Annotated in this window: 14 protein-coding genes; 11 read left to right on the top strand and 3 right to left on the bottom strand. The window is 66.2% G+C overall.

The window, feature by feature from the left end; genetic code table 11:
* Nucleotides 1-57: 57 nt before the first annotated feature.
* The 6 genes from NCR37_RS15915 (at nt 58) to NCR37_RS15890 (ending at nt 4506) form a co-directional block, all read left to right on the top strand.
* Entirely contained in the window at nt 58-933 is an 876-nt protein-coding gene (locus tag NCR37_RS15915; protein ID WP_250473828.1) for an arylamine N-acetyltransferase family protein, read from the top strand.
* Between the two features lie 12 nt (nt 934-945).
* Nucleotides 946-2652: a peptidoglycan D,D-transpeptidase FtsI family protein gene (locus tag NCR37_RS15910; RefSeq protein WP_250473827.1), complete on the top strand. Its 1707-nt coding sequence runs from the start codon at nt 946-948 to the stop codon at nt 2650-2652.
* A 130-nt stretch (nt 2653-2782) separates the two neighbouring features.
* Nucleotides 2783-3115, top strand: a complete 333-nt coding sequence (locus NCR37_RS15905; RefSeq protein ID WP_250473826.1) for a hypothetical protein — start codon at nt 2783-2785, stop codon at nt 3113-3115.
* A gap of 18 nt (nt 3116-3133) precedes the next feature.
* Nucleotides 3134-3424 (top strand): hypothetical protein, encoded by a 291-nt coding sequence (locus NCR37_RS15900; RefSeq protein ID WP_175941902.1) that lies wholly within the window; start codon nt 3134-3136, stop codon nt 3422-3424.
* Between the two features lie 311 nt (nt 3425-3735).
* Complete coding sequence (locus tag NCR37_RS15895) at nt 3736-4038, top strand: hypothetical protein (protein WP_250473825.1); 303 nt, start codon at nt 3736-3738, stop codon at nt 4036-4038.
* Nucleotides 4039-4203: 165 nt separating this feature from the next.
* Nucleotides 4204-4506: a beta-xylosidase gene (locus NCR37_RS15890; protein WP_250473824.1), complete on the top strand. Its 303-nt coding sequence runs from the start codon at nt 4204-4206 to the stop codon at nt 4504-4506.
* 41 nt (nt 4507-4547) lie between these two features.
* Here the strand turns inward: NCR37_RS15890 and NCR37_RS15885 are convergent, their stop codons facing one another.
* On the bottom strand, nt 4548-5423 hold the full coding sequence (locus NCR37_RS15885) for a formate/nitrite transporter family protein (protein ID WP_250473823.1): 876 nt from the start codon (nt 5421-5423) through the stop codon (nt 4548-4550).
* A gap of 120 nt (nt 5424-5543) precedes the next feature.
* Nucleotides 5544-6587, bottom strand: coding sequence for a HoxN/HupN/NixA family nickel/cobalt transporter (locus tag NCR37_RS15880; protein ID WP_250473822.1), 1044 nt, complete (start codon nt 6585-6587; stop codon nt 5544-5546).
* A gap of 250 nt (nt 6588-6837) precedes the next feature.
* Here NCR37_RS15880 and NCR37_RS15875 point away from each other — a divergent pair, with 250 nt between their 5' ends.
* From NCR37_RS15875 to NCR37_RS15860, 4 genes are all read left to right on the top strand, one after another.
* Nucleotides 6838-7848: a fatty acid desaturase gene (locus tag NCR37_RS15875; RefSeq protein ID WP_250473821.1), complete on the top strand. Its 1011-nt coding sequence runs from the start codon at nt 6838-6840 to the stop codon at nt 7846-7848.
* Between the two features lie 169 nt (nt 7849-8017).
* Entirely contained in the window at nt 8018-8833 is an 816-nt protein-coding gene (locus NCR37_RS15870) for a phosphate/phosphite/phosphonate ABC transporter substrate-binding protein (RefSeq protein WP_250473820.1), read from the top strand.
* Nucleotides 8834-8997: 164 nt separating this feature from the next.
* Nucleotides 8998-9993: a luciferase-like monooxygenase gene (locus NCR37_RS15865; RefSeq protein WP_250473868.1), complete on the top strand. Its 996-nt coding sequence runs from the start codon at nt 8998-9000 to the stop codon at nt 9991-9993.
* Nucleotides 9994-10206: 213 nt separating this feature from the next.
* A complete protein-coding gene (locus tag NCR37_RS15860; protein WP_250473819.1) occupies nt 10207-10452 on the top strand; it encodes a hypothetical protein in 246 nt (81 codons plus the stop codon).
* Between the two features lie 296 nt (nt 10453-10748).
* On the opposite strand, the gene NCR37_RS28715 is transcribed toward NCR37_RS15860, so the two are convergent.
* On the bottom strand, nt 10749-11096 hold the full coding sequence (locus NCR37_RS28715; RefSeq protein WP_502800535.1) for a hypothetical protein: 348 nt from the start codon (nt 11094-11096) through the stop codon (nt 10749-10751).
* Between the two features lie 511 nt (nt 11097-11607).
* On the opposite strand from NCR37_RS28715, the gene NCR37_RS15850 reads away from it, so the two are divergent.
* Nucleotides 11608-12012, top strand: coding sequence for a helix-turn-helix domain-containing protein (locus tag NCR37_RS15850; protein ID WP_250473818.1), 405 nt, complete (start codon nt 11608-11610; stop codon nt 12010-12012).
* Nucleotides 12013-12039 lie beyond the last annotated feature (27 nt).

Below are 12039 nucleotides of genomic sequence, written 5' to 3'. Positions count from 1 at the left end.
CCGCTTCGCGTGTCGTAGAATGCTTGCGCGACTTCGCAGCACGAGGCCAACACCGACATGACTTCACCCGACACGCTCATCGACCTGCCTGCCTACTTCGCACGCATCGGCTTCGGCGGCGGCGACCGGCCCGCGCCCACGCTCGACACGCTGCGCGCGCTGCATCTGCTGCATCCACAGGCGATACCGTTCGAGAATCTCGACGTGCTGCTCGGCCGTCCGATCCGGATCGATCTCGCTTCGATTCAGCGCAAGCTCGTCATGAACCGGCGCGGCGGTTACTGCTACGAACACAATCTGCTTTTCCGCAGCGTACTCGAAGCACTGGGTTTTCGCGTGAAAAGCTACGCGGGCCGCGTGCTGTGGGGCCGCGATGCGTCGGTCATGCCGCCGCGCTCGCACATGCTGCTCGTCGTGGAACTGGACGAAGGCGCGTTCGTCGCGGATGTCGGCTTCGGCGGCATGACGCTTTCCGCGCCGCTCGCGCTGCAAGGCGGTCTGGAGCAGATCACGCCGCACGGCGCATTCAGGCTGCAACGCATCGACTGGGACGCGGGACTGCCGAACTATCGGATGGAAGCGCTGATCGACGGAACGTGGACGGCCATCTACCGCTTCGACTTCGATCCGCAATACGACATCGACTACGAGATGTCGAACTACTTCGTCTCGACGTATCCGCAGTCGATCTTCGTGCATCACCTGCTTGCCGCGCGGCTCGCGCCCGGTCGCCGCTACGGTCTCTTCGACCAGCGTCTTTCCCTGCACGACGAGCGCGACGGCACCACGCATCGCGAACTGGTCGGCGTCGAAGCGCTTCGGCGCGTGTTGAGCGAGGACCTCGGCATTCGTCTGCCCGATGCGGACGGCTCCATTGCCTCGTCCGATCTCGACGCCGCGCTCGCGCGACTCGCGCAGTCCGATCCCGCCTGACGCATCGCGCCGATGTTCAAGAGCATTAAAACGCGCGGCCGCCGCGAATTCCACACGCATCATCGCAGCGCCATGCTCGCGCAACGGCTGCCCGCGTGGCGTTCGACGTTCGTGCTTGCGGGCGTCACCGCCGCGTTCCTCGCGCTCGCCGGGCGCGCGCTGTGGGTGCAGGTGGTGGATCACGCGTTCTATATCGGCGAAGGACAGAAACGCTACCAGCGAACGCTCGCGCTCGACGCCACGCGCGGGCGCATCGTCGACCGAAACGGCGCGATGCTCGCGGTCAGCCTCGCCACGTACGAAGTCTGGGCGAGCCCGAAGCGTTTCGACGCCGCCCGCGCCGACGACATCGCCAAGCTGCTCGACTTTCCCGCGAGCGAACTCGGCCGCCGCATCGGCACGGATCGCAGCTTCGTGCTGCTCAAGCGCCAGGTCGATGCAGAGACAGCCGAGCGCATCGCGGAAATCGGTCGCGCGGGCATCACGCTCGTGCCGGACACCAAACGCTTCTATCCCGAAGGCGAATCGGCGGCGCATGTCGTCGGCTTCACGGACAACGAGGATCGCGGTCAGGAAGGCGTGGAGCTTGCCGCCGACGCGCGCCTCGCCGGTTCAGCCGGGCAGCGCGAAGTCATCCGCGACCGGCTCGGGCGCGTGGTATCGCAGATCGGCGAAACGGAGATGCCGCAGAACGGCGAGACCATCCACTTGACGATCGACCGGCGCATCCAGCAACTCGCGCATTCGCAGCTCAAAGCGGCCGTCGCGAAGCATCGGGCGCGCGCCGGAAGCGTCGTCGTGCTGGACGCGAAGAACGGCGAAGTCCTGGCGCTCGCCAATTACCCGAGCTTCGATCCGAACGACCGCCGCCGTCTCACGGGCGACCAGCTTCGCAACCGCGCGCTCACGGATACCTTCGAGCCGGGGTCGACTATCAAGCCGCTCGTGGCCGCGCTCGCCATCGACCTGGGTCACGTGCGGCCGGACACGCGCATCGACACGAACCCCGGCACGCTCAAGATCGGGCCCAATGTGATTCACGACACGTCGAATCATGGCGTCATCACCGTGTCCGAGGCCGTGCAGATGTCCAGCAACGTGGCGCTGACGCAGCTCGCGCTGAAGATTCCCGCGCGGACCATCTGGGACAAGTACCGCGAATACGGCATCGGACAGGCGCCGGAACTGACGTTTCCCGGCGCGGCCACGGGACGGCTGCGCGCGCCGGAGCGCTGGAAGCCGATCGAGCAGGCGACGATGGCCTACGGCTACGGCCTGTCGCTCTCGCTCCTGCAGATCGCGCAGATCTACACGGCGTATGCGGGCGACGGGCGCTTTCATGCCGCGACGCTCATCCACGGCGAAACGCGCCGCGCGGGCACGCCGGTCGTGCAGCCCGCGACGGCCGCCGCCGTGCGAGACATGCTCGAAATGGCAATGGGACCGAACGGCACCGGACGCGCCGCCGCGGTCGAGGGCTATCGCGTCGGCGGCAAGACGGGCACGGCGCGCAAGCAGGTCGGGCGGTCGTATGCGGCGAACAAGTATCGCGCGTCGTTCGTCGGCATTGCGCCGATGAGCGATCCGCGCGTGATCGTCGCCGTGATGATCGACGAGCCGTCGGGCGGCGCGTACTACGGCGGGACCGTCGCGGGGCCGGTGTTCTCGGGCATCGTCGGAGGCACTTTGCCGCTCTTGGGCGTGCCGCCGGACGCGTAACCGAGGCGCTGCGCCTGAACAAGCGGAGCGCGTGCGGGCGCGGAGGTTGCTGCCATCGACACTGCGCCGAACTGTAAGACGCTGTGCTCTAATGGAGCGTTCGATTCCATACCCTCATACCGGGAAGATCATGAAGAAACTTGCCGCGGCCCTCGCGCTGCCCCTTCTCATTGCCGCTTGCGGCCGCTTTCATAACGAAGACGCCGGCCAGCCGGAAGTCGAAGCGGCATCGACGCATAACGAAGTTGCAAGCATCGTCCAGTGCATTACCGAGGAAGCCAAGAAACACAACGCCACCTATAAGCAGACGGCGATTCCGCAAGGCACCATGCTCGAATTCGGCGACTCGAACGTCGTCAAGGTCCGCTACGACAACGGCGAGACCACCTACCGCTTCTACCCCGGCGAGCGCCACGTGTCGAACATGTGGATCGAAGGCGCGGGCAAGAAGTGCGCGCCGTGAGCGGACGGGCCTAGCATCATGCGCTCTACACGGGCCATCAGCGCCGTCGAACGGCTCAAGACGCGCAGCGGCAATCCGCATTACGCGGCCGTGAGCATGCCGGGCGGCTACTTCTATCTGGTAGAACGCGCAGCCGAAGGCTCGAAGAAGCTGTGCGAGCCGTTGCCGATGGACGACTTCATCGCGTTCGTCAACGCGCGCGAACCCGCGAAACCGCGCAAGGTCAGCAAGCTCGACGAAGCGCTCGAAGCGCAGATCGGACGCAGCGGCAAGCGCGCGGAAAAGCCATCTTCCGACGACGCGGACTAGCCTCGCCGCCCGCCTCAGCATGCTCGGCGTGGCGCGGCGCAGCATCGAAAAACGCGCGAACCCCTTCATCAGTGTGCGATGACAGACGGAGGGAACAGGCCCCCGTTGCGTACATTTTTGCCAACGGTCGTACCGTTGGCAGCCGCCAAGCAAGACTGCGGATCACGCCTGCCGGTCACGCCCGAACAATTCAGAAAATGAGCAAGGGCCGCCCGCGACGTTTCAATAGAAAGCGCGTGGGTGAACGGGGTGCCCGTGCGATGGGAGACGCGAGACAGCGTCACGCCGCGCGGCTGAGAGGAAGACCAACAATGAAGAAGAAAGGCGACACCAAGGGCAGCCTGCTGCCCTCGGCGATGGCGGACGTCGAGTTGCAGCACATCGAACGCGCCGTGGCGCAGCTTCGCGCGATGAAGAGCCAGTCGTCCGGAACGCTCAACGTCGAATACTGGCGCGAGCGGCTCGCGGCCGTCGTCAGCGGCTACGCGCTCGTGCCCGCGCAGAAGCAGCGCATTCAGGCGCTGCGCGCGGCACTCGATGCCGTCCACATTCATCCACGCGACGGCGGCAGCCGCAAAAGGTCGACCAATAGGCTTTGGGCGAAAGCGGCCTGACCGCCGCTTTCGCCACCCGCGCCACGTGCGCGACGCTCATCGCCCGCACGGTCCGGCCGGCGGGCGCGCAGGCTCGCCAGCGAGAGGTTCGAGCCGCCATGGCGGAGGCGCTCCTCAGGCATCGTTCGTGCTCGGCTCTTGACTCACGAACTGCACGGAGACCTCATGTCCGCATCACGCAAAAGAATCGCCGCCACGCTGCTCGCGGGCTTCGCCGCCGCATACAGCGCGTGCGCCAGCGCGCAGATTACGAAGCCCGAAGGCTCGGATCAGCAGGAAAACCGCACGTCCGATTCGACCGCGCGGGCCAATCCGTCCGGCGTCGCAGTGCATGAGACGCAGAAGCCGCAGTCGAAGGACGCGGCGGGCGCATCGCGCGGCCCGACCGTCGGCAAGGAACACTCGACGAACGGCGCCGGCGGCTTCAACAACGGGCTGTACGGCACCGGCGCGGGCAACAACAAGTAGCGCGCGCCGCGCCGTACGTCGGCTTAGTCCGCTTAGTCCGCTTAGTCCGCGTTCTGCGGCGTGCCGTTGATTTCCGGCGCGATGGCGGCGTGATTGACGATCGCGACCAGCGACACGCCGCCGAGAATATTCCCGATGAGCGTCGGCGCGAGGAACACGAGGATATAGTCGGAGACGCTCGCCGCGCCCGACATGACCGCATAAGCCGCTTCGACGGAGCCCGCGATCACGTGCGAGAGCTTCGCGACCGCGACCGTGTACGTCACGAGCAGAATCGTGAGCAGACGCGCCGATTTCGCGCTCGGCAGCAGCCAGACCATCAACGCGATCAGCCAGCCCGCGAACAACGCTCGCGCCAACGTCACGCCGAAGCTGCCGGAATACGGCGCCTTCGCGACCTTGGCGAGCGCCTCGGTCACTTCAGGCGAGAACACGCCGGGAAGTTGCAGCAGGCCCGCGAAGATCGCCGTGCCGATCAGATTGAACACCAGCACGATGATCCACAGGCGCAAGGTCTTGGCGACCGTCTTCATGTCGCGGCGCGTGAGAACGGGCAGCACCGCCGTCAGCGTGCTTTCCGTGAAAAGCTGCTGCCTTCCGAGAATGACGAACACGAAGCCGATGGTATAGCCGAGACTCGTGACGAGGTGGCTCCCCTTCGACTCGGGCACCGCGCTTTCCAGTATCGACTGGACGAGAAACGAGAAGCCCATCGACAGGCCGGCGGCGAGCGCGGACCACATCAACGCGGCGAAAGTGCGCTCCATCGCCGCCTCGCCTTCCTCCCGCACGATTTCGTGAATGACGAGCGCGTGCGGCGTGGAATGCTCGGCCGCCTGTTCGCGTTGTGCATCGTCGAGATTCGGTGATTCCGCGCCTGCGGAACCCTCGCGCGAGCCGTCCTGCGTATCTGCCATGGTTGTGTTCTCCCTGAGAGCCGTTCGATGCCGGAACCGATGAACGGCAGGCGCTCATCGACAGCAGAAACGATGCCCGCATCAGGAAAACGAAAGCTGGCGCGAAGGCGAAAGTCGAAGCTAGCGCGCGATGCCCGAGTCGAGCGCGTCGTCGGCGGCATCGTAGCCGCGCCACCTGTAGAGCAGCGCGGAGGCCAGCCAGCATGCGGCGAAGAGGCCGATGACCGCATAGCCGAGCGCGCCGAAGTGGTCCGAGAGACGCGCGGCGAAGTCCCACAGCCCGCCTTTGAGTTGCAGGCGATCCGCGAGCAGGCCGAGCGCCTCGACGCTGCCGACGAACACCGCGATCACGACCGAGGCCAGCGTCACCGTGAGGTTGTAGTAGAGCTTGCGCACCGGCTTCATGAATGCCCAGCCGTACGCGCCGACCATCAGCAGGCTGTCGGCGGTATCGACCAGGGACATGCCGGCTGCGAACAGCACCGGGAACACGAGGATCGACCATACCGGCATGCCGCGCGCCGCTTCGGACGCGGCAATGCCCATCAGCCCGATCTCGGTCGCCGTATCGAAGCCGAGGCCGAACAGGAAGCCCAGCGGATACATGTGCCAGCTCTTGCCGATCAGCGCAAAGAGCGGCCGTGCGATGCGCGCGAGCGGGCCGCCTCCGACGACGAGCAGGTCGGCATCGTCGTCGTTCAGCGCGTCGCCGCGGCGCGCGCGCCGGAATGCGCGCCACACGCCGCGCAACACGACCAGATTCATCGCGGCGATGGCGAAGAGAAAAAACGCGGACACCGACGTGCCGATGAGCGCGCCGATTTCGCGGAATGCCGCAAAGCGCGCCTGCACGGCGAGCGCGGTGGCGGCGATGAGCGCGGTCGCGAGCATCACGACGGTCGAATGTCCGAGCGAGAAGAATACGCCGACGGAGAGCGGGCGCTCGCCGTGCTGCATCAACTTGCGGGTGACGTTGTCGATGGCGGCGATGTGATCGGCATCGACCGCATGGCGAAGCCCGAGCGAATACGCGAGCAGCGACGTGCCCATGAGCAGCGGATAGTGACGAAACGCGATGAGCGCCCAGAGCCACGCGAGCACGTTGAACGCAATGAGTCCGGCGAAAAGACGCGCGGAGCGGGCGGAATCGGTGGGTCGGGTCATAAGGGCGCGTGGCGGCGAAGAACCGGGGACAGCGTCAGAGAATACCTTGCTTCGGGTCGCGGCCAATATTCGCGTGCGGGCACGCGGCCGTGCGGCAGACGCGCATTGATTCGACATCCTATTCATTTCTTGGCGAAAGAGCGCGAAAAAACCGCTGCAATTCGCGCTGCGCGAAAAACATAGGCGTATTCGTTCGTTGGGCTTGCGGCGGCTCGCGGCTAACATGGCCCTTCGCCTTTCAGAGCCCGCCATGCCACGCTATCTCGACGACGCCCAACGCGATGCAATCCAGGATCGGCGCGCGTCGTGGCGCTGGCGCAGCGAATGGCCGACATGGCTCGTGATCGTCGCGGTGTACGGCGGCTGGTTCGCCGTCGCGACGAGCGCGCGCGCGCTCGGCATGCCGCTCGCGCTCGGGCTGCTCGCGGTGTTGTCGTGCTGGTACATGTCGCTACAGCACGAGTTGCTGCACGGGCATCCGACGCGCTGGCCGCTCGTCAACATGCTCTTCGGACTCGCGCCGCTCGCCGTGTGGTTTCCGTATGCGGTCTATCGCGCGTCGCATCTGCGTCATCACGACGATGCGCATCTGACCGTGCCCGGCCGCGATCCCGAAAGCTACTTCGTGACGCCCGAACAGTGGGCGAGCGCGGGCGTCGTATTGCGTGGCGCGATCGCCGCGCGCAACACGTTCGTGGGCCGCGTGCTGATCGGGCCGTGGTTCGCGATCGCCGCGTCGTGGCGGGAAGCGGCGCAGGCGATTATCGATCGCGACTGGCGGATCGTCGCGAGCTGGCTCGTGCATCTCGCCGCGCTGGCGGCGCTCGCGTGGTGGCTCGACACTCGATGCGGCGTGCCGTGGCGCGCGTTCGCAGGCGTGGGCTATGCGGCGCTCGCGCTTGCTTCGGTGCGATCGTTCCACGAACATCGCGCGGCCGGCGCAGAGCGTGAGCGAACGGTCATCAACGAGGCCGCGTGGCCGTGGCAGCTGCTTTTCCTGAACAACAACTACCACGCGGTGCACCACGACCTGCCGGGCGCGCCGTGGTTCGCGCTGGCTGCAATCTATCGCGAGCGGCGAGACGCGTATCGGGCGAGCAATGGCGGGTTTGTCGTGGAAGGATACGGCGAGTGGTTCCGGCGGTATGCGTTCGCGGGGGCGGTCGCGCCGGTGCATCCGTTCGCGGGCTCGGGCGAGGACACAGCAGTGCGAACGTTCGGGCATCCGGACGGCGCCAAGGCGGCTTCGGGCGGCTTGTGACGCGGGGACCGGCCGGTCCGTTCGGCAGGCTTGACGCTGCATCGCCTCGACGGCCGCACGGCAAACCGTCTGTTACGAAGACGGAGACGCCGCAGGCCTAGTCCTTCCATGGCGAGACGCGCCGCTGCGAATACCGCTACGATGCGACATCCCCTGCCAGTACCCGACGATGCACTGGACCGCCGCCCTGCCGATGTACAACGTCACGCCTGCGCTCGCCGCCGACTGGCGCGCGTTGCTCGATGCCGTGCACGCCCGGCTCGCCGACAGGCTGAAGGCCCGCGGCGATACGCTCGGCATCGCCGACGCCGTTTCCGACCTGAGCGCCTTCTGGCTGCGCGAGGACCTGCTGCTGTCGCAGACGTGCGGTTATCCGCTGCTGCATGCGCTCGATGATCGCGTGCAACTGGTCGCCACGCCCGATTTCGACGCACCCGGCTGCGAGAACGGCGGCTACCGCAGCGTGCTCGTCGCGGGCGCGCATGTCAACGCGGCGTCGCTCGCCGACTGCCGCGGGCTGCGCGCCGTCTACAACGACGACGATTCGAATAGCGGCATGAACCTCTTCCGTCATGCCGTGGCGCCGTTTGCGCAGGGCTCGCGCTTCTTCGATTCCGTGGCGAAGAGCGGCGGACATCTCGCGTCGCTGCATGCGGTCGCGATCGAGCGAAGCGCGGATATCGCCGCCATCGACTGCGTGACGCTCGCATTCGTGCGCGCGCATCGGCCGGAACTGGCGGCCGGCGTGCGCGAGCTCGGCGTGACGGCGAGCGCGCCCGCGCTGCCGTTCATCGCGTCGAAGCGCGTGCCGCGCGAAATCGTCGATGCGCTCGCCATCGCGCTCGGCGATACCGTCGCGCAAGACTCGGCACTCGCGCGCCGGCTGCGGCTCAAAGGCTTCCTGCGCCTCACGCAGGCGGATTACGCGCCGATTCTTCGCTACGAACGCGAAGCGGCGGAGCGCGGCTATCCGGTGCTGGCATAGCGTCGGCGGATACTTCGCTCAGGACCATCGGCTCGCGACCGCTTCGGCAGACTTCGCGGACTTTCGGCACAATCGAATATCCAACGCGTGGCCGCGTCGAGGCCGCTCTTCCCATGCGCATGTCGCGCCGCCACGCCATCACGCTGCAGCACGCCAAACTCGCAATGATCCCCTTCTCGCTGCTGGACCTCTCGCCCATTCCGCTCGGCTCCACCGCCGCCGACGCCTTCGCTCATTCGCTCGATCTCGCGCAGCACGCCGAACGCTGGGGCTACCGGCGCTACTGGCTCGCCGAGCATCACAACATGACGGGCATCGCCAGCGCGGCCACTTCGGTGGTGATCGCGCACATCGCGGCAGGCACCAAGACGATTCGCGTCGGCTCCGGCGGCATCATGCTGCCGAATCACGCGCCGCTCGTCATCGCCGAGCAGTTCGGCACGCTCGCCTCGCTGTTTCCCGGCCGCATCGACCTCGGACTCGGGCGCGCGCCGGGCACCGACCAGACGACCGCCCGCGCGCTGCGCCGCGACCTGCAAGGCAGCGCCGATTCGTTCCCCGACGACGTCGTGGAGCTTCAGCGTTATTTCGCCGATCCGGTGGAAGGCCAGCGCGTGCGCGCGGTGCCCGGCGCGGGCTTGCATGTGCCGATCTGGCTGCTCGGCTCGTCGCTCTTTTCCGCGCAACTGGCGGCGGCGCTCGGCCTGCCGTTCGCGTTCGCGTCCCATTTCGCGCCGGATTACCTGATGACCGCGTTGCACGTCTATCGCTCGCAATTCCGGCCGTCCGCCACGCTGGACAAGCCTTACGCGATGGTCGGCGTGAACGTCTTCGCCGCCGACACCGCCGACGAAGCCCGCTTCCTCTTCACATCCCTGCAACAGCAGTTCATCAATCTTCGACGTGGCACGCCGGGACAACTGCCGCCGCCCGTCGAATCCATTGCGTGGACGCCGGCCGAGCGCGCGGGCGTCGAGCACTCGCTGTCGTGCTCGGTGATCGGCGATCGCAGCGACGTGGAAGCCGGGCTGCGCTCGGTCATCGACCAGACGCAGGCGGACGAACTCATCGTCACGGCGCAAGTTTTCGACCATGCGGCGCGCTTGCGTTCGTTCGAGATCACGGCGCAGGTCCGCGACGCCATCGCCGGCAACGCCTGAGGGCGCAAGCGGGCGCAAAACTCGCGCGCTGGACGCCTGCGCATTTGACAGGCAATAATGAGATACCGGAGCGCGCCCGCGCAGGCGCCGCGCTTCGCGTCCGCCGTATCCGCCCTGTTTCGTCCCTGGAGCGCGCACGCCATTCGCTGCGCGCGGCTGGGCGATGCAGCGGAACAACAACAAATGCGTCGCAAGACGGGAGGAAGAATGTCGATGCCGAGAAGCGCAGCCACCGGAGCCATGACGCTCCTGACCGAATATGACGACACCACCGGCCAGGAAGTGCGCTCGTTGAAGCTCGAACCCGCTGCTGACGGCAAGGCCGTGCTGCTGATCGAGATCGATGAACGCAAACCCGGCATTCATCGCGAAGTCCGTTATGAAATAACGCCGGCGGAACTCATTGCCGCGATTCGCGCGCACGGCGCGGAATTACCGGGAGAACAACATTCGCGTTAAAACTTTTTAAACGCTGCCAAGACCGGCATACAATACAAGTGGAGCGAGCCTTTCGGCCGCCGCCTCGTCGCGGCGGCGCGGCATGCCCCTCTGCGGATCGCGGTTTTCGGCGTGACTTCCCGCACGCACTCTTGTCGTGCGTCCGTCGCGGTGATCCTCGAGCGAGTGAATGGACCGAACCGGCTCTATTCGGCGCATGCGTCAATGAGTCTGGCGGATTAAAACAGCCTCGCGGTAAATACACCAATTGACGAGCGGCAAACACTGCGCCACGCTTGGTAATACATATATTTAAGTCATCGAACCGCCCCGGTCCGCGCGGGGCATGGGTTCGTCTTCTGCAAATCAAAAAGCTGAATCAGGAAAGCCGTGGACGAAAGAAAGCGAGATAGCATCATTGCGTACTTGCGCAGCCGAATGGCCGAATTCGGGATTACCGAAACTGCTCTGGCCGAAGCATTAGCCGAAGCGCAGGCCGCGCCTCCTGCACCGCCCACGTTCACCAGGACCAACGGGAACGCGGCGAATGGCGCGCCGAAACCGCATCGCGCGATGCCGAAATTGCCGTCCGTGCCGATATCGAACGGCGCGAGTCCGGTTTTCCGAAACGCGAGCGGCGACACGTGGGACGGCGTCGGCGACATGCCGGAATGGTTGAAACGCGCGGTACATGCGGGCCAGGATATCGAGTTCTATCGCGTTTGACGTGTCCGCGAGGCTTGGTCCTTGTCCACGACTGACGAAAATCAGTCGCACCACCGAAAACCGACACCCGCAGCGTTGCTCGCCGCGCCTCGTGCATGGGCCGAATACGCGCGCCGATCCGCCCATAGGCAATTCACGCTCAATATTCAAGCCGAAATATTTTCGGCCATGCGTGTCCATTGCGCCGTAAAACGTTTATTGGTAGCCCAAAGTAGCCGGCCTGGCTTTCGCGGCCGCGCATCCTTTCGCCGTTGAGCACGCCCGATCGAGTTCCGCAGTCTCCCGACAAGGAGCCACGCATGAACGCATACGGACGCCGTGACGCCGCGCCCCGTCTGAACGCGCCCTGCGCCTCCGAGGCGCTCTCCACCGCGCGCGGCTGCGCCGCCGGGCTGTGCGGCTGACCGGCCGCGCCAAGAAGCCGCGGACCGCGACCGAGCGACCAGCGCGATGCCGTCCCGCCCCGCCACCCTTCCGAGCGTCGTCCGGCGCATGACCGCCGGGCGCAGACTGCTGGAAGGCGCATCGGTAGAGACGGTCGCGGACGAATTGCATCTCTCGGTGCAAACAGTGCGCCGCTACCGCGCCATCGTGTCGGACGGCGGGCTCGATGCGCTCGCGAAAATGGGCGTCGGCGGGCGCACGTCCGTGCTGGATCGGGACGCGCTCGACTGGATCGCGGCCGCGTTGCAGAATTCGCCGCGCAAATACGGCTTTCCGAGCGACGCGTGGACCAATGCGCGTCTGCGCGAGCTGATCGAGCGGCGCTTCGGCGTGCGCTTCTCGCGCGTGTATGTCTGGCAGATCGCGACGAACCTGGGCCTCGCGCACCGGCTGTCGAAGTCGCGTCGATAGTTAGTCTTGCTTATCGTATGACGAAGG

This window comes from Caballeronia sp. GAFFF1, assembly GCF_023630705.1.
In the GTDB taxonomy this organism is placed as follows: domain Bacteria; phylum Pseudomonadota; class Gammaproteobacteria; order Burkholderiales; family Burkholderiaceae; genus Caballeronia.
Note: the sequence above shows the minus strand (reverse complement) of the source record. Positions and strands in the feature narration are given on the sequence as shown.

Coding starts and splice junctions, on each gene's coding strand:
- NCR37_RS15915 (WP_250473828.1), top strand. CDS start 58: ATGACTTCACCCGACACGCTCATCGACCTGCCTGCCTACTTCGCACGC.
- NCR37_RS15910 (WP_250473827.1), top strand. CDS start 946: ATGTTCAAGAGCATTAAAACGCGCGGCCGCCGCGAATTCCACACGCAT.
- NCR37_RS15905 (WP_250473826.1), top strand. CDS start 2,783: ATGAAGAAACTTGCCGCGGCCCTCGCGCTGCCCCTTCTCATTGCCGCT.
- NCR37_RS15900 (WP_175941902.1), top strand. CDS start 3,134: ATGCGCTCTACACGGGCCATCAGCGCCGTCGAACGGCTCAAGACGCGC.
- NCR37_RS15895 (WP_250473825.1), top strand. CDS start 3,736: ATGAAGAAGAAAGGCGACACCAAGGGCAGCCTGCTGCCCTCGGCGATG.
- NCR37_RS15890 (WP_250473824.1), top strand. CDS start 4,204: ATGTCCGCATCACGCAAAAGAATCGCCGCCACGCTGCTCGCGGGCTTC.
- NCR37_RS15885 (WP_250473823.1), bottom strand. CDS start 5,423: ATGGCAGATACGCAGGACGGCTCGCGCGAGGGTTCCGCAGGCGCGGAA.
- NCR37_RS15880 (WP_250473822.1), bottom strand. CDS start 6,587: ATGACCCGACCCACCGATTCCGCCCGCTCCGCGCGTCTTTTCGCCGGA.
- NCR37_RS15875 (WP_250473821.1), top strand. CDS start 6,838: ATGCCACGCTATCTCGACGACGCCCAACGCGATGCAATCCAGGATCGG.
- NCR37_RS15870 (WP_250473820.1), top strand. CDS start 8,018: ATGCACTGGACCGCCGCCCTGCCGATGTACAACGTCACGCCTGCGCTC.
- NCR37_RS15865 (WP_250473868.1), top strand. CDS start 8,998: ATGATCCCCTTCTCGCTGCTGGACCTCTCGCCCATTCCGCTCGGCTCC.
- NCR37_RS15860 (WP_250473819.1), top strand. CDS start 10,207: ATGCCGAGAAGCGCAGCCACCGGAGCCATGACGCTCCTGACCGAATAT.
- NCR37_RS28715 (WP_502800535.1), bottom strand. CDS start 11,096: ATGTCGCCGACGCCGTCCCACGTGTCGCCGCTCGCGTTTCGGAAAACC.
- NCR37_RS15850 (WP_250473818.1), top strand. CDS start 11,608: ATGCCGTCCCGCCCCGCCACCCTTCCGAGCGTCGTCCGGCGCATGACC.